The following is a 15,618-nucleotide window of genomic DNA, read 5'->3' as shown; positions in this document are numbered from 1 at the left end:
TGCCTCCACCATTACAGCTCACTCGACGTCGGCTGCTGATCCTACTCGGACGTACCCCCGGCCCCGATCACGATGCGACGACGAACCGCAAACTTCGGTGCGCGTGCATGTATTCGCAAGAGCGGCAACGCAATATCTTGACCGCAAGGCTGGGCAAGCCGGAACCGGTGTGCGTAGAGTCGCCCCCGACGGTGGCCGCGCGGAGGAGGAGAGCCATGACGTCAGCAGAAGGGTCGACCCGGCTAGCGGGAGTCGACCCGAATACCCCGAGCATCGCACGCGTGTACGACTACGCCCTCGGCGGGACGAACTGGTTCGAGGTGGACCGGGAGGCCTACGAGCACCTGAAGAAGGTGGTGCCGCACCAAGACGACGTCGGCACCGCCAACCGGCGCTGGCTCGAGCGTGTGGTCCGGTACGTCACCCGCTCGGCGGGCATCGATCAGATCCTCGATCTGGGCAGCGGACTGCCCACGCAGAAGAACACCCATGAGATCGCCCAGGAACTCGACGCCGAGGTCACGGTGGTCTACGTGGACAACGACCCGGTCTGCGCCACGCGCGGCAGGGAACTCCTCGAGGCGAACGAACGCACCCACTTCCTCGGCCTCGATCTGACCCGGCCCACCGACGTATTCGGCAACCCCGCGATCGGCGAATTCCTCGACCTGGACCGTCCCTTGCTGCTGATGCAATGCGGCACATTGCATCACATCGACGACGATCAGGACCCGGCGGGCATCATGCGCCGGTACGTCGAGCGCCTTGCCCCCGGCTCGTACGTGATGATCAGCCACTTCTTCGATCCGGCCGACGAGGACGAGTACCTGCACGGGCTGGCAAGGCAGGCCGAGCGGGCGCTGCGGGACGAGCGGCTCGGTACCGGCCGGTGGCGCACCCGCGCGGAGATCCAGGCGTTCTTCGCGGGACTGGACATGGTTCCACCCGGACTGGTGGAGCTGCACGATTGGTGGCCCGGCGGGCCCGCGCTGCGCACGCCGTGGCCCGACGAACGTCTCATCATCGGCGGCCTCGGCCGCAAACCGTAAACCCTTCCCCCACCACGGAGCGCGATATGACATCGAACGACGTGCAGATCAGCGATCAGGACATCCAGGACACGCTGTCCGAGGTCCTCCGTTTCACCAGCATCGACCTCGCGACCTCCAAGGAGGGCGTCAACTGGTGCTCGAACGCGTTCTTCGCCGAGCTGGACGGCGATCCGTTCCGCTTGACGCTCGCGCTCGAGTCCGGGGGACGGACATTGGCCGGGCTGCGCGCGAACCCGAGCATCGGAGTCAAAGTCGTCCCCGACGGATTCCTCAACCCGTTCGCCCAGGGTTTGGGCACCGCTGCGGTGCGAACGCAATCCAGCGAGCGGGAGGAGACCTTCCAGGCCCTGCTGCGCAAGGAGCCGCGGATCGAACCGTTCCTGTCCACACCGATCGAGGCGGTGGTGGTGCAGGTCGACTGGTGGCGGGTCACCCACGTGCAGGGTGGTTTGCTGCCAGGACGCGTGCTGCACCGGCCGGGCGTATAAGCCGCGAACCAGACGAAATCGTCTCTGGCCGAACGCATCCGCACGATTGCCCGGGAATTCGAGGGACTCTACGCTGATGAGCCAGGCCACGGAAACGCAGAGAGAGGTCTCCATGTCCGATACCGCTCCCCGGACCGGCGTCAGGGTGCCGGTCGGCGTGGACACGACACGCGCGAGCATCGCCCGCGTCTACGACGCGACCCTGGGTGGCAAAGACAATTACGAAGTCGACCGCTTCGTCCGCGACAAGGTCGCCGAGGTGGCGCCGCGACAGAGCGATGTGGCCTGGATGAACCGCCGCTGGCTGCACCGCGTGGTGCGATATCTCGCCGATACCGTCGGCATCGACCAATTCCTCGATGTCGGAGCGGGTTTGCCGACGGTCGGCAACACCCACGAGATCGCGCAACAGCAGAATCCGCGAGCGCGCGTGGTGTACGTCGACAACGACCCGGTGTGCAATATCCACGGCCGGGTGCTGCTCGAACGCAACGAGTACACCCATTTCGTGCCCGCGGATCTGACCGAGCCGCAGACCTTGCTGGCGCACTCGGAGGTCACGCCGCATCTCGACCTCACCCGCCCGCTGGCGCTGATCCTGTGCGGCATCCTGCATCACGTCGATGACGCGCTCGATCCCGCCGGAATCATGCGGCAGTACATCGACGCGCTCCCGGCGGGTTCCTATGTGGCGATCACCCACTTCTGGGATCCCGCCGACGGATCCGAAGCCCACGATATGGCCATCGAGCTGCAACGACGTTTCACCGAAATGGGCTTGGGTTCGGGCTGGTACCGCACCCGCGAGCAGATCGCCTCGTACTTCGGCGATTTGGAGTTGATCGAGCCGGGCCTGGTGGAACTCGACGACTGGTGGCCGATGGGTCCCGCGCTGCGCCCACGCCTGACCGAGGAACGCCTCCTGCTGGGCGGGGTCGGATTCAAAGCGGGCTCAACCAACGGTGTCGTGACTCCGTTACGCCGCCGCTCGACCAGCAAGAACGATCTACCCGGTTCCGCCGATGACGAGTCGGCAGAGAGGTAATGCCGCGATGACGTACGACGACCTGAACGGACCAGATCTCCGCGAAGACCGGTGGCGTTTTCTGGAGGTCCCGCTCGGGGAAGACCGGACCTGGCGCTACGCCGACCCCGCCGCCGAGACCGAGATCGGGGACGGCACGGTGTCGGTCCGCATCGGCGCGTTCACCCGGTCGAATGCCGACGTCCAGATCCTCGACAACCCCAAGCACCTGCTGGTGTCGACCGAGGCGTTCGATCTCACCGCCGGATCACGCACCTTCGCGGTGGAGATGGCCGCCGAGAACATCGGCGTGACCGGTGAGGACTACCGGGACGGGTTCGCCGCCTTCAACGTTCTCGATATGGGCAGTGCCCAGGTGTTCGACCTGATCGCGACCGGCGAGAACGCCTATGCGATCCACGAACGGCTGTTCGTGCCGGGTGTCGTCCCGAAAGAGCAGGCATTCACTCATGTGGTGCACGCGCCGCTGGCGGGCGTCGACATCAAACCCGGCGAGTTCCACCGCTACGCCGTGACCATCGACCGGGCTGCCGACACCGTCGGCTGGTACGTCGACGACTCGCCCGTATACCGCACTTACGCTCCGCAACTGCCCGAGACGGTGCAGATCGGGTTCGGCATCATCACGCTGCATCCGATCGAGGACGGCCGCAGCACCTCGCTGCGTGGGCAGGGCCTGCACGGGTGCTGGCGGAATTTCACCGTCGACTGATCGAGTCCGAAAACACGTGGTGCCCGGTCGCCTTCGACCGGGCACCGTTTCGTCCGCCGCCTATCGCGGGGCTACCACCGCTCGGACATCTCCTTCCGCGGCCATTCGACACTGCCCTGGCGGGCGTACTCTTGCGACATAGCGTCGGTCTCCTCCACGTCGAATTCGTACTCGTCGAACTCGCGACGGCGCGGATCCCACACCATCGCCGCGGCCGCCACCGCCAGCAACGTTATGACTATGGCGGCTATGACTCCATACAGCACGTCTAACACCCTCCTGAGAAAAAAACGAATCGCCGACGCGGCCGTGCCGGATACTCAACGCGCACAGCTCTTTTCACGTCGAACGCATCCTAAACCGAGCCGGTCCCCACGGCAGGCCGAGGTCGGGTGACCCCACTCACCATTCGCGCCGATTCGGCCGGGAACACGGCGCGCACCGATTCGGTGGAAACACCACCGCGAACGTTCAGCGTCGCCTAGGCTCAGCGCTGTCCCGGTGGCTCCGGGACATCCACGCGGAACCGGTACGCCCAATCCGGCCGCGATTGCTGGTGGTAGCGGTGGGGTTCACCCGACTAGATGAACCTCGCCGTTCCCCACTTTCCCCTGAATCCCGCGGACATTCGCGTGGAATCACGCGCTTCGGGCATCCTTGGAGCTACCGTCTTCGGTCATGGACGACATCGAACTGCAGCCACCGACCGTCGCCTCCCCCAAGCACACCGGACTGGTCCTGGACATCGCCACCCTCAGCATCCACAACCCCCTCGCCGCCCCCGGCGAGATCACCTACCCCTACATTCGCTGCACCGACCACCGAGTCCTGCGCCTACCGGAGCCGTTGCACCGGTGGGCGACCGAAACCATCGCGCTCAACCACGCCACGCACGCCGCAGGCGCACCACCGCTGTTCCCCGGGCAGGTCGAATTCGGCATTCTCGACGGCATCATGTACGCCGAAGTCCTCTGAACGACAGGTGAATTGCGGCGAGAGACCGATCGGTTCGGTCCGGCTCTCGCCGCGTGTCAGCCGCGGCCGTCACGCCGCCGCGGCCGGACTGCAGTACCGGATGCCAGGCTGGTGGCGGCGTACTCGGGCCCCGCCTGTGGCGCGCGTTCCGGCCGCACGACACACTGGAGGCCGTGAATCGCATGTCAAACCGACCGCGCGCCCGCGCACTGGGCGGCCTGCCGTGACCGATCTCGCTCGCGGTGAGAACCGCCCCGCGCCCGGAGATCGGCTGACGGTCACCGTCACGTGTTCGGCTCCCGTCGACGTTTCGGCGCTGCTGCTGAACGCCGCGGGGAGAGTACGCTCCGACGCCGACTTCGTGTTCTTCAATCAGCCCGTCGCGCCCGGCGTCACCTACCGGCACGGTCAGGGCGCCGGTGACGTGGTGGACATCCAGACCAGCGCGTTGCCTTCCGATGTCGACCGGATCGTCGTCACCGCGAGCCTGGACGGCAGCGGGCCGCCCACCTTCGCGGCCGCCGGCTCGCTGCGCGCGACCATCGCGTCCCCCTCGGGCACGCTGGCCTTCCCGATGACCGGTCTCAGCACCGAGACCGCCGTGGTCTGCGTGGAGATCTACCGGCGCGGCGGCGGATGGAAGGTCCGCGCGGTCGGCCAGGGTTATGACAACGGCTTGGCCGGGATCGCGACGGCGTTCGGCGTGAACATCGACGACGAGCCCGCCGCAGCGCCTGCTCCTGCTTCCCCGCCGGTATCTCGCCCAGCGGCTCCGGTGCCTCCGTCGTATCAGCCCGCGCCGCAGTCCGCCTATACCCCGCCTCCGGCCTATCCATCGCCTCCGCCGCAACCGGCCTATCCCCCGCAAACGGCCCATTCGCCGCAACCCGCCTATCCGCCGCAACCCTCCTATTCCGCGCCCGCCGCGGTGCCGCTACCACCGATGCCTTCACCTCAGCAAGGAGCGCTGCCGATGCAGAGCGAACTGTTCGCCCCCAGCCACGCCGAAGTCACCGGCGCCGGCATCCAGAAGCAGGGCGGCAAGATGATCAAGGTCGCCGTCAACGGCGAGGTCATGGCGCGGGCCGGCTCGATGGTCGCCTACCAGGGCGACCTGCATTTCCAGGCGCTCGGCGCGGGCGGTATCGGGCGGGCGATCCAGCAGCGGCTGACCGGTGAAGGCGTTCCGCTGATGAAGGTGTCCGGCCACGGCGACCTGTTCGTCGCCAGCGGCGCCGCCGACGTGCACACCATCGATCTGGACGGCACCGACGGCCTCACCATCAACGGCGCCAACGTGCTCGCGTTCGACTCCGGCCTGCGCTACGACATCCGGATGGTGCAGGGTGCCGCCGGATTCGCCAGCAACGCCGGATTGTTCAACTGCGTCTTCACCGGCCGCGGCCGCATCGCCATCACCACGCACGGCACACCGGTGGTGCTCAACGTCGATCAGCCGACCTACGCCGATCCGCAGGCGGCGGTCGCGTGGTCGTCGAGCTTGCAGACCGGCATCAAGCGCAACGACTCCTTCGGCCTCGGCAGGCTGATGGGGCGCAGCACCGGCGAGGGGCTCACGCTGTCGTTCTCCGGCCGCGGTTTCGTCATCGTGCAGCCCTCGGAGCTTCCGCCCGGCGGCTTCCTCGGCGGCACCGGCGGCGGCCAGGAGGCGGGGCAGAGCGGCGGCGTGCTGGGCGGTCTGTTCGGGTAGCGCGACGTTATGCCCGGAGCGAAACGAGCTCCACGACAGTGATGTCCGACGGTGCGCCCACGCGCACCGGCGGACCCCACGCCCCGGCTCCCCTGGTGACGTACAGCTGGGTGTCGCCGTAGCGCTCCAGCCCGGCGACGGTCGGGTTCACCAGGCCCGCAAGGTAATTGCCGGGCCAGATCTGTCCGCCATGGGTATGGCCGGACAGCTGGAGATCGACACCGTGCGCCACCGCGTCGTCGATCAGTATCGGCTGGTGCGCCAGCAGCACCGCCGTGCGGGCGCGGTCGCGGTCGCCGAGTGCCTTGCCGAAATCCGGGCCCTGCCCGATCCGTTCGCCCTGCACGTCGTTCACTCCGGCGAGGTCGAATCCGGGTAGTTCGGTGCGGGCATTCGCGAGCAGGTGCATGCCGAGTTCCTGGACGTGCTCGATCCACTGCTCGGCGCCGGAGAAGTACTCGTGGTTGCCGGTGACGAAGAACGCGCCGTGGCGGGCGCGCAGCCCGGCGAGCGGCTCGACGGCCGAACGCAGGTGCTCGACGCTGCCGTCCACCAGGTCACCGACGACCGCGATGAGGTCGGGCTGGGTGTCGTTGACGGTCCGGACCACCCGCTCGGCGAAGCCGCGGCCCAGGATCGGGCCGAGATGCACGTCGCTGACCACCGCGATGCGGAATCCATCGGCACCGCGCGGCAATTTCGCCAGCGGCACGGCCACACGCTTGACGCTGGGTCCGTTGAGGACGCCATACGCTCCGAGGCCCACCGTGGTCGCGGCGGCCGCCACGGCGGCTCCGCCCACCACCCGCGAGACGAAGACGCGTCGAGGTAGTCGAGTGACCGGGGACGTGGTCGGCGCATTCGCCATGGACTCGGCCGGTGCCCCAACAGGCTTGTCCGGCACAAGTTCCGGCTCGACCGCCGATTCCACATCGACGACGGCCGCGCCCGGTGCACCCGCAACTGCCTTGTCCGGCAGACGGTTCGGGGCGAGCGCGGAGCCCGCGTCGTCCACGATGGCCCCCGGCTCCCTGGCGACACGCTTATCCGGCAGACGACTCGGCGCGAGCGTAGCGATCGAATCCTCCACGACGGCGCCCGATCCCGTCGCGACAAGCTTCTCCGGCACGGGATCAGGCGCGAGCGCCGAGTTCGCATGAACCACGGCGGCGCCCGGTTCCCTCGCAATGGACTCATCGTGCTCGGGATGCAGAGCGGACGCGGGTTCCGCCTCGACAACGGCGGCCGGTGCCCCCACCACTCGGTCGTGATCGACCCAGCGCAGCAGCAGGCGCCGGATCGGCTCACCCACCAGCAGCGCCAGCAGCAGGTAGACGAACAGCGCGCCCCACAGATAGCCCGGCCAGGCGATGATCCGGACCACCGCGAACGGAGCGGACGCCACTTCGGCGGCCGTCGCCCCGACCAGCAGCAGCGGACCCGCCAGCACGACCGCGGTCCCGAGGCGTCGCCCCCAGGAGCCCTCGATGGTCGTGTCCCGCACCAGGCGCCGCCACAGGTACCAGTGCAGCGCGCCGAACACCGCGACGACGCCGAGCACCGCGAGGACGGCTCCGACGGCAACAAGCACAACAACCACTGGCGGCACTCTCTGTAAGCTTTTGGATGCGCGGCACCAACTTACGTCACGGCATCGACAACGCGCGCCGTGCCGGGTTCCCGCTGCCGGTCATCTCGTCCGCTCGAGCACACCGCGCACGAAGGCGGCTTGACCGGCGTGCTGCAAATCGTCGGCGATCACGCTGACCAGCCGCACGCCCAGCGTCACCGGCGGGTCCCATCGGGTGTCGACGACGCGGTCCAGGTCGCCGTCTTCGAGTTCACGAACGAAACGCAGCGTCTGCTCGTGCACGGCGTCGTAATAGCCGGTGAGCAGCTCGGCCGGGGCGCGGACGACGGCCACGTCGGCGGGCCGGTCGCCGTATCCGGTCGCGGTTTTGCCGACGGGCAGGCCGAACCGGTCGTACCAGCCTTGCGCGGTCCATACCTGCTCGATGCCCGTCACATCGGCGATGTGGTCGTCCTGCACCCGGGCCAGATGCCACACCAGCCACGCGATCGAGTTGGCTCCTGGATCGACTCGGTGGACGAGGTCGTCCTCCCCGAGCCCGTCCACCGCCTCGTGCACCGTCTCTTTGATCCGCTCGTAGGCATCGGTCAGCACATCGGCACTCGTAGCCATCGTCGACTCCTCTCGATGTCCGGTGCCATGACGGTACCCAGCGCGACCGCCCCGCACGAGCGTCGGCGCGGCCGGCGAGCCGAAATTCTCGCACGATCGCACCACATTGAACGTGCCGTTATATGACGGTACGATATTCGATGGCGAGATCAGGTCCGGCGGATTCACCCGGGTCACCGACCGGACGACTACGTACCGAAGTGAGGAAGTACCGATGATGCACGACCACAAGGCCGGACGCGCACGGCGAACGGTTGTCCGCGTGGCGATGGTCGCCGCGCTCGCACTGACGCCGGTCGCCGCGACCGCGGCGCCCGCGCTGGCGCAGCAGCCGACCGTCGCTCAGACGAATCAGGCCGAAGAGATCCACGGACGCGGCTGGCATCACCACGGCGGGTGGGGCCGCCACGGCTGGGGCGGCTACGGCGGCTGGGGCGGTTACGGCTACTGGGGCAGCCCGTACGGTTTCTGGGGCAGCCCGTTCGGCATCTGGCCCGGACTCTTCGTGCCGCTGCTCGGCACCGGAAGCGCGTTCTGAGCATCAGCGCACATGACCAGGTGATTCCGGCTCCGCGGCAGCGCTTCGGGGTAGCGACCTCGCGCACTCCGCCACCGCGGAGCCGGAAATCGCCTGTCGCCGAACAGACATCGGTCCTCGACGGCCGACCCCGCCGCCCGCGTGAACCCGCGCCTGCGAAGCGACCGTCCCGGCGAGACGTAAATCCGCAACATGACGGCGTCCTCGAATCGTGGTACGGCACAACGCGACCGCCCGAGCTGTAGGAGCTCGTCACCCCGTGGCCGCCTCGCCACACGCCACAGCCACCCCGAAGCAGCATCGAGGCAGCACCACCGGTGCGCTCGTCATCACTATGCGCTCGCGCCTGGAATTTTCGAAGAAATTCGTCATTCGAGCGATCGAATTACTTGCCACATCGGCCGATTCAGCAGATATTCGGCAATCCATCGAAATATCCGGACGAAACCGGCACGGTCCCTTCGTAATTCGCGTGTGCGTACCGATGGAGCGACATGGTTATTTTTCAGTGAAATTCGCAGAACGATTGCTTCGGCACAGCCGTCCGGCCAGAATGGGTAGGGCCGAGAACCGGCACTTCGGGGATTCGTCGGCACTCGTGGCCGACACGACTATGTGGGGAAATACGATGAGAGTCAACAGATTCGCCGCCACCGCCCTACTCGCGGTCGGAGCCACCGGAATTGCGACGGGCGTCGCGAACGCCCAACCCGCCGACCCCGCGCAGGTCAGCGTGCACGGTGTCGAACAGGGAGTCGGATTCACCTCGGCGCCTGCCCCCGACGGCAGCGCGGTGGTCACCACCGTCGAGGCGGGCAGCTTCGCCTTGACCGCCGACGCCGAAGCCGTCGAACTCCGGGACGGCGCGGGGCAGGTCATCACGACCCTTCCCTTGGCCTTCCAGTCCTCCGGCGCGACATACGGGCTTGCCCCGACGATCACCGACGCGGGCCGCACCCTCACGGTGACTCCGGTCGGCGCGCCCGCGGCGACCGAGCGGCTCAACCAGTTCGTCAACGAGCAGGAAACGCTCGCGCGCAAGCAGCACAACGCCGGAGTCGGCGCCCTGATCGGCGCGGGAATCGGCGCCGTCATCGGCTTCTTCCTCGGCGGCGTCGGCGCGCTGGTCACCGTTCCGATCGGAGCGGGCATCGGTGCGCTGATCGGGTTCGCCACCCCGTAATCCGGCTGGTTCAGGTGTGCGGTCGCCGCTCGGACGACCGCACACCGAACACCGGTCGCAGCAGGCGGATCGGCGGCGTCCAGCCCACGGAGCCGAGCCGTCCAACCGACATCTCACTTCACCCGCAGCCGATCTCCGCTGCCGCCCCTCGACTCCGCGCAGCCGCGCGCAAAACGGAATGCCCGAGGCGCTCACTGCGGCATGATGAGAGAGCACGGAGACGATCGGAGCGACGGCACAGGACGCGAGATGGCACAGGGCGGTTCCCTCGCGCGGCAACGCGCTGCACTGGAACAAGAGTGGTCCCGATGGGTACCCGCCGGAACACCCCAGGGTGATTCCGCGCTGCGCAGCGAGGTCGCGCAATCCTGGCTGCGATCGCTGCGCACCGTCGATCCCGCGTGTGAGCACGCTCCCCTCGCCGAAGCCGACGTCACCGCCCGCTGGGCCGAGTCCCCGCTGCGCACACCGGTATCCGAGCTCACCGACCAGCTGCGCGGCGTCACCGAGGACGCGGGCTACGTCGCCGCGATCACCGACGAGACCGGCACCATCCTGTGGTCGCACGGCGGCCCGGTCATGCGCCGCCGCGCCGAGCAGGTGAACTTCGCGCCGGGCGGGCGATGGGACGAGGCGCACATGGGCACGAACGCCCTCTCGTTGGCGCTGCGCACCGAACGGCCGCACACCGTGTTCTCCGCCGAGCATTTGGTAGCGGCCCTGCACGGATGGGTGTGCTATTGCGCGCCGATCCGCGCCGCGGACGGACATCAGCTCGGCGTGCTCGACCTGTCCACGACCTGGGACCGAGCCCATCCGCTGGCCATGGCCACCGCGCGCACCCTGGTCAGCGCCATCGAGACCAAGCTGCACCACCGCATGGCCGCGCCGGGCGTCCGGCTGACCTGCCTCGGCACCGGCCGCCTGACCCGCGACGGCTCTCCCGTGCGGCTGCGCCCCAGGCAGCTGGAGATCCTGGCTCTGTTGGCGCTCGAGCCGGAGGGCTACACGCATGAGCGCCTGCACTTCGCGGTGTACGGCGATCGGCCGGTGGGCGCGAGCACACTCAAGTCCGAGATGTCCCATCTGCGGCGCGCGACCGGCGGTGATATCACCAGCCGGGTCTATCAGCTGATCAGCCCGCTGTCCTGCGACGCGGTGGACGTGCTCGCGGCGCTCGAGGCAGGCGACACCGCCACGGCCGTCGAGTTGTATCGCGGGCCGCTGCTGCCCGACTCGGATACTCCGGGAATCGTGCGGTGGCGCGAGTATCTGGAGGTCGGCGTGCGCACCGCGGTGCTGTCCAGCGCGACCGCCGAGCACGCGCTGCGCTACGGCGAGCACGCGCCCCACGACATCGCAGTGCACGAACACGCGCTGCGCCTGTTGCCCGCCGATGACGGTCGGCGCGCGCTCGCGGCGGCCCGGCTGCACAGCGCGCTGCACGGCTGAGTCACGGACCGCGCTCGTCGCGGCGGGCCTGCTGCGGGCCGGCGCCGGTCTCCGGCTGTGACAGCGGACCGGACCACGATGACGCGCGCTCGGCGAACGCGTCGCGGTCCCTCTGGCATCGGCCGCCACGCTGCCCGGTAGTCACCGCCGCACGCCACCACCGGACCGCGCTTCAGCCGCACCCGTGCGCCTCAACGTTTCGTCAACCCTCGCGGGGCATAGTGACCTGCATCACGGCCGGATCGCCGTGCGCTTCACGTCCGCAACCAGCGAGGAGTTACCCGCCATGAGCTATGCAAAGCCGGGAACCGAGGGCAGCGTCGTCGAATTCGCCACGCGCTACGAGAATTTCATCGGCGGCGAATGGACCGCCCCCGTCGAGGGCCGTTACTTCGAGAATCCCTCACCGGTGGACGGACAGACATTCTGCGAGGTTGCGCGGTCGTCGGCCGCCGACATCGACCTGGCGTTGGACGCCGCGCACCAGGCGGCCGACGCATGGGGCGCCACGTCGGCCGCCGAGCGCGCGAACATCCTGAACAAGATCGCCGACCGGATCGAGGACAACCTCGAGGCGCTCGCGGTCGCCGAGACCTGGGAGAACGGCAAGCCGGTCCGTGAAACGCTGGCCGCCGACCTGCCGTTGGCGGTCGATCACTTCCGCTACTTCGCCGGAGCCGTCCGCGCCCAGGAGGGCGGGATCAGCGAGATCGACGCCGACACCATCGCCTACCACTTCCATGAACCGCTCGGGGTGGTCGGGCAGATCATTCCGTGGAACTTCCCGATCCTGATGGCCACCTGGAAGCTCGCGCCGGCACTGGCCGCGGGCAACGCGGTGGTGCTCAAGCCCGCCGAGCAGACCCCGGCTTCGATCCTGAAGGTCGTCGAGCTGATCGCCGATCTGCTGCCGCCCGGCGTGCTGAACGTGGTGAACGGCTTCGGCGTCGAGGCGGGCAAACCACTGGCCGCCAGCCCGCGGGTGGCCAAGGTCGCCTTCACCGGCGAGACCACCACCGGCAGACTGATCATGCAATACGCGAGCGAGAACATCATCCCGGTCACACTCGAGTTGGGCGGCAAGAGCCCCAACATCTTCCTGCCCGACGTCATGGCCGCCGACGACGCCTTCCTGGACAAGGCCATCGAGGGATTCGTGATGTTCGCGCTCAACCAGGGCGAGGTGTGCACCTGTCCGTCGCGCGCGTTGATCCACTCCTCGATCTATGACGAGTTCATCGCCCGGTGCCTCGAGCGGACCAAAGCGATCAAGGGCGGGGACCCGCTGGACGAGACCACCATGATCGGCGCGCAGGCCAGCAACGACCAGTACGAGAAGATCCTGTCCTACATCGACATCGGACGCCGTGAAGGCGCGCAGGTGCTCACCGGCGGCGGTCCGCGCAAGGTCGAGGGCTATCCCGGCGGCTACTACGTGGAGCCGACGATCTTCTCCGGCCGCAACGACATGCGGATCTTCCAGGAGGAGATCTTCGGGCCGGTCGTGTCGGTGACCACGTTCGACTCCACCGACGAGGCGCTGAAGCTCGCCAACGACACCCTCTACGGTCTCGGCGCCGGAGTGTGGACCCGCGACATCAACTCCGCCTACCGGCTCGGCAGGCAGATCAAGGCGGGCCGGGTCTGGACCAACTGCTATCACGCCTATCCCGCGCACGCGGCCTTCGGCGGCTACAAGAAGTCCGGCATCGGACGCGAGAACCACCGCATGATGCTCGACCACTACCAGCAGACGAAGAACCTGCTGGTCAGCTACTCCCCGGATAAGCTCGGATTCTTCTGATGCCCGATCCGGTCCGGCGCGTCGAGCTCACCGAGCCCGCGGAAGCGCTGCTGCACAGGCTGATCCAGCAGCACGGCCCGGTGATGTTCCACCAGTCCGGCGGCTGCTGCGACGGCAGCTCACCGATGTGCTATCCGCGCGGCGAGTTCCGGGTCGGGGCGTCGGACGTGCTGCTCGGGCAGCTCGACGCGGACACGCCGTTCTGGATGAGCGCGGACCAGTTCGAGTACTGGCGGCACACCCACCTCACCGTCGACGTGGTGCCGGGACGCGGCAGCGGGTTCTCCTTGGAAGCACCCGAAGGCGTGCGCTTCCTGATCCGCTCGCGGTTGCTCACCGACGAGGAAGTGGCTTTCCTCGACGCGCATCCGCCACGAACCGGGGCCGACCAGCCCCAGTGACCGGGGCACCGGCCGACTGCGGGATACGGCGGCACCGGTGCACCGACCGGGCTGCTCACCGAAACGCCGCCTCGGTGAGCAGCCCGCCCTTCCCGAGCGCGGCGCGAAAAAAATTCCATGCGGGAATAACTGAGGAGCGGATACGGTCGTCCGAGATGATTAGATAAGCGAACGAGAGGGGCCGCGGTGGCGACCGAGACTGTGACGGCGTCTGTCGGGCTCCGCTCCGAACGGGGCGCCATCCTCGGTTCGCTGATGCTGGCGACAGGGCTGGTCGCGCTCGACTCGACGGTCATCGCCACGGCGGTGCTGACCATCACCGACAGTTTGGGTGGTTTCGCGCAGTTCCCGTGGCTTTTCTCGGTCTATCTGCTGGCGCAAGCGGTGACCGTGCCGATCTACGGCAAGCTCGCCGATACCGTCGGCCGCAAGCCGGTGATCCTGTTCGGAATCGCGATGTTCGCGCTGGGTTCGCTGCTGTGCGGGGTGGCGACCAGCATGTTCGCGCTGATCATCTTCCGCGCGGTGCAGGGCATCGGCGCCGGGGCGATCCAGCCGATGACGATGACCATCGCGGGCGATCTGTACACGCTGTCCGAGCGCGCCAGGGTGCAGGGCTACCTGGCCAGCGTGTGGGCCATGTCGAGCGTGGCGGGTCCGCTGCTGGGCGGCCTGTTCGCCGAATACGTCAGCTGGCGCTGGATCTTCCTGATCAACCTTCCGCTGTCCGCGCTCGCCGGTTGGATGCTGGTGCGCAGCTTCACCGAGAGCGCGCCGCGGCGCATGCAGCGCGTCGACTACCTCGGCGCGGCCCTGCTCACGCTCGGCGCGGGCGCGCTGATCCTGGGACTGCTCGAGGGCGGTCAGGCGTGGGCCTGGTCCTCCCCCACCAGCATCGGGATCTTCGGCGGCGGCGCGGTCGTGCTCGTGCTGTTCGGGCTGGTGGAACGGAGGGCACGGAACCCGATTCTGCCGCTCTGGGTGTTCACCCGCCGGGTGGTGATAGCCAGCAGCCTGGTGTCCGTGCTGATCGGAGCCGTCCTGCTCGGGTTGACCTCCTACGTCCCGACTTTCACCCAAGGCGTGCTCGGCACCGGCGCGCTGGTCGCGGGACTCACGGTGGGCGCGCTCACCCTCGGGTGGCCACTGGCTGCCTCGCAGGCCGGGAAGGTGTACCTGCGCGTTGGCTTTCGCACGAGTGCCCTGATCGGCAGCGGGCTGGCCGCGGTCGGAGCCGCCAGCACGCTGCTGATCACGCAGAGCTCGACGCTGTGGCAGGTCGCCGCGTCCTGTTTCGTGATCGGCACCGGCATGGGCCTGGTCGCCACTCCCACCTTGATCGCGGCGCAGACCAGCGCCGAATGGACCGAGCGCGGCGTGGTCACCTCGGCCAATATGTTCGCCCGCTCGATCGGCAGCGCGGTGGGCGTGGCGGTGTTCGGGGCGATGGTGAACGCCCGGGTGGGTCATACCGATCACCCGCAGCCCGCGGCGCTCGCCTCGGCGGTGCACCTGGTTTTCGGCACGATCGCGGCGATGGCGGTGGTGATGGTGCTCGCGTCGGCCATGATGCCGGGCCGCTCGTCGAGCGATTGACGCGCGAGGATAGCCGGTTTTCGGAAGCTCTCCCGATACCCTCCGAAGGATGCTGGGCTTCCTGACCGAACCGGACTTGGAGGAAACAGTGGCGGTAGCCGTCTGCGCGATCATCGGGGTGTGCTTTCTGGGGATGGGCGGCTACGCGCTCGGTGCGCCCGCCGCACTGATCCGGCCGTTCGGCGTCCAGCTCACCGAACCACCGGCACGCTATGAAGTGCGCGCCGTCTACGGCGGCTTCGGCGTCGCGATGGCGGCCGTGCTCGCCGTGGCCGCGGTGGACGTCGGAGCACTGCGCGCCGGGATCATGGTCGCCGTCGGCGCCGCCTTGGCGGGCATGGCCCTCGGCCGAGTCGTCTCCGCCATGCTCGACGAGCGAACGGCCTTCTATCCCAATTGGTTCTACGGCGCGGTGGAGGCGATCGGCGCCACCGCGCTGTTCCTGACGGTTTAGCGGG

At 68.2% G+C, this 15,618-nt stretch carries 16 protein-coding genes; 13 read left to right on the top strand and 3 right to left on the bottom strand.

Annotated features, from left to right (window positions below):
* Positions 1 to 215 precede the first annotated feature (215 nt).
* From ACWPXK_RS21055 to ACWPXK_RS21040, 4 genes are all read left to right on the top strand, one after another.
* The gene (locus ACWPXK_RS21055; protein WP_454197867.1) at positions 216 to 1,049 is read left to right on the top strand and encodes an SAM-dependent methyltransferase; all 834 of its coding nucleotides are present in this window, start codon (positions 216 to 218) and stop codon (positions 1,047 to 1,049) included.
* Between the two features lie 26 nt (positions 1,050 to 1,075).
* Entirely contained in the window at positions 1,076 to 1,540 is a 465-nt protein-coding gene (locus ACWPXK_RS21050) for a hypothetical protein (RefSeq protein WP_454197866.1), read from the top strand.
* 76 nt (positions 1,541 to 1,616) lie between these two features.
* Entirely contained in the window at positions 1,617 to 2,585 is a 969-nt protein-coding gene (locus ACWPXK_RS21045; RefSeq protein ID WP_454197865.1) for an SAM-dependent methyltransferase, read from the top strand.
* A gap of 7 nt (positions 2,586 to 2,592) precedes the next feature.
* Positions 2,593 to 3,297: a DUF6081 family protein gene (locus tag ACWPXK_RS21040; RefSeq protein ID WP_454197864.1), complete on the top strand. Its 705-nt coding sequence runs from the start codon at positions 2,593 to 2,595 to the stop codon at positions 3,295 to 3,297.
* A 71-nt stretch (positions 3,298 to 3,368) separates the two neighbouring features.
* On the opposite strand, the gene ACWPXK_RS21035 is transcribed toward ACWPXK_RS21040, so the two are convergent.
* Positions 3,369 to 3,563, bottom strand: a complete 195-nt coding sequence (locus ACWPXK_RS21035; RefSeq protein ID WP_454197863.1) for a hypothetical protein — start codon at positions 3,561 to 3,563, stop codon at positions 3,369 to 3,371.
* 412 nt (positions 3,564 to 3,975) lie between these two features.
* Here ACWPXK_RS21035 and ACWPXK_RS21030 point away from each other — a divergent pair, with 412 nt between their 5' ends.
* Both ACWPXK_RS21030 and ACWPXK_RS21025 read left to right on the top strand, forming a co-directional pair.
* On the top strand, positions 3,976 to 4,272 hold the full coding sequence (locus ACWPXK_RS21030; RefSeq protein ID WP_454197862.1) for a hypothetical protein: 297 nt from the start codon (positions 3,976 to 3,978) through the stop codon (positions 4,270 to 4,272).
* 223 nt (positions 4,273 to 4,495) lie between these two features.
* Positions 4,496 to 5,983, top strand: coding sequence for an AIM24 family protein (locus ACWPXK_RS21025; protein WP_454197861.1), 1,488 nt, complete (start codon positions 4,496 to 4,498; stop codon positions 5,981 to 5,983).
* A gap of 7 nt (positions 5,984 to 5,990) precedes the next feature.
* Here the strand turns inward: ACWPXK_RS21025 and ACWPXK_RS21020 are convergent, their stop codons facing one another.
* Entirely contained in the window at positions 5,991 to 7,583 is a 1,593-nt protein-coding gene (locus ACWPXK_RS21020; RefSeq protein WP_454197860.1) for a metallophosphoesterase, read from the bottom strand.
* A gap of 90 nt (positions 7,584 to 7,673) precedes the next feature.
* A complete protein-coding gene (locus ACWPXK_RS21015) occupies positions 7,674 to 8,186 on the bottom strand; it encodes a mycothiol transferase (protein ID WP_454197859.1) in 513 nt (170 codons plus the stop codon).
* A gap of 214 nt (positions 8,187 to 8,400) precedes the next feature.
* On the opposite strand from ACWPXK_RS21015, the gene ACWPXK_RS21010 reads away from it, so the two are divergent.
* The 7 genes from ACWPXK_RS21010 (at position 8,401) to ACWPXK_RS20980 (ending at position 15,614) form a co-directional block, all read left to right on the top strand.
* Positions 8,401 to 8,724, top strand: coding sequence for a hypothetical protein (locus ACWPXK_RS21010; protein ID WP_454197858.1), 324 nt, complete (start codon positions 8,401 to 8,403; stop codon positions 8,722 to 8,724).
* Between the two features lie 628 nt (positions 8,725 to 9,352).
* Positions 9,353 to 9,907 (top strand): hypothetical protein, encoded by a 555-nt coding sequence (locus tag ACWPXK_RS21005; protein WP_454197857.1) that lies wholly within the window; start codon positions 9,353 to 9,355, stop codon positions 9,905 to 9,907.
* Positions 9,908 to 10,156: 249 nt separating this feature from the next.
* Positions 10,157 to 11,359, top strand: coding sequence for a transcriptional regulator (locus ACWPXK_RS21000; RefSeq protein WP_454197856.1), 1,203 nt, complete (start codon positions 10,157 to 10,159; stop codon positions 11,357 to 11,359).
* A gap of 286 nt (positions 11,360 to 11,645) precedes the next feature.
* Complete coding sequence (gene adh / locus ACWPXK_RS20995) at positions 11,646 to 13,163, top strand: aldehyde dehydrogenase (protein WP_454197855.1); 1,518 nt, start codon at positions 11,646 to 11,648, stop codon at positions 13,161 to 13,163.
* On the top strand, positions 13,163 to 13,564 hold the full coding sequence (locus ACWPXK_RS20990) for a DUF779 domain-containing protein (RefSeq protein ID WP_454197854.1): 402 nt from the start codon (positions 13,163 to 13,165) through the stop codon (positions 13,562 to 13,564). The genes adh and ACWPXK_RS20990 overlap by 1 nt, the downstream gene beginning before the upstream one ends.
* Before the next feature lie 186 nt (positions 13,565 to 13,750).
* Positions 13,751 to 15,160, top strand: coding sequence for an MDR family MFS transporter (locus tag ACWPXK_RS20985; RefSeq protein ID WP_454197853.1), 1,410 nt, complete (start codon positions 13,751 to 13,753; stop codon positions 15,158 to 15,160).
* Positions 15,161 to 15,209: 49 nt separating this feature from the next.
* Positions 15,210 to 15,614 (top strand): DUF4345 family protein, encoded by a 405-nt coding sequence (locus ACWPXK_RS20980; protein ID WP_454197852.1) that lies wholly within the window; start codon positions 15,210 to 15,212, stop codon positions 15,612 to 15,614.
* Positions 15,615 to 15,618: the final 4 nt, after the last annotated feature.

It is taken from the genome of Nocardia sp. Marseille-Q1738, from assembly GCF_965283145.1.
The sequence above is the reverse complement of the archived record's forward strand: the minus strand, read 5'-3'. Positions and strand labels throughout refer to the sequence as shown.

What these genes read in the sequence shown, in the direction of transcription:
- ACWPXK_RS21050 (WP_454197866.1), top strand. Translation starts at nt 1,076, where the DNA reads ATGACATCGAACGACGTGCAGATCAGCGATCAGGACATCCAGGACACG.
- ACWPXK_RS21040 (WP_454197864.1), top strand. Translation starts at nt 2,593, where the DNA reads ATGACGTACGACGACCTGAACGGACCAGATCTCCGCGAAGACCGGTGG.
- adh (WP_454197855.1), top strand. Translation starts at nt 11,646, where the DNA reads ATGAGCTATGCAAAGCCGGGAACCGAGGGCAGCGTCGTCGAATTCGCC.
- ACWPXK_RS21005 (WP_454197857.1), top strand. Translation starts at nt 9,353, where the DNA reads ATGAGAGTCAACAGATTCGCCGCCACCGCCCTACTCGCGGTCGGAGCC.
- ACWPXK_RS21055 (WP_454197867.1), top strand. Translation starts at nt 216, where the DNA reads ATGACGTCAGCAGAAGGGTCGACCCGGCTAGCGGGAGTCGACCCGAAT.
- ACWPXK_RS21045 (WP_454197865.1), top strand. Translation starts at nt 1,617, where the DNA reads ATGAGCCAGGCCACGGAAACGCAGAGAGAGGTCTCCATGTCCGATACC.
- ACWPXK_RS21010 (WP_454197858.1), top strand. Translation starts at nt 8,401, where the DNA reads ATGATGCACGACCACAAGGCCGGACGCGCACGGCGAACGGTTGTCCGC.
- ACWPXK_RS21030 (WP_454197862.1), top strand. Translation starts at nt 3,976, where the DNA reads ATGGACGACATCGAACTGCAGCCACCGACCGTCGCCTCCCCCAAGCAC.
- ACWPXK_RS20980 (WP_454197852.1), top strand. Translation starts at nt 15,210, where the DNA reads ATGCTGGGCTTCCTGACCGAACCGGACTTGGAGGAAACAGTGGCGGTA.
- ACWPXK_RS20990 (WP_454197854.1), top strand. Translation starts at nt 13,163, where the DNA reads ATGCCCGATCCGGTCCGGCGCGTCGAGCTCACCGAGCCCGCGGAAGCG.
- ACWPXK_RS21000 (WP_454197856.1), top strand. Translation starts at nt 10,157, where the DNA reads ATGGCACAGGGCGGTTCCCTCGCGCGGCAACGCGCTGCACTGGAACAA.
- ACWPXK_RS21015 (WP_454197859.1), bottom strand. Translation starts at nt 8,186, where the DNA reads ATGGCTACGAGTGCCGATGTGCTGACCGATGCCTACGAGCGGATCAAA.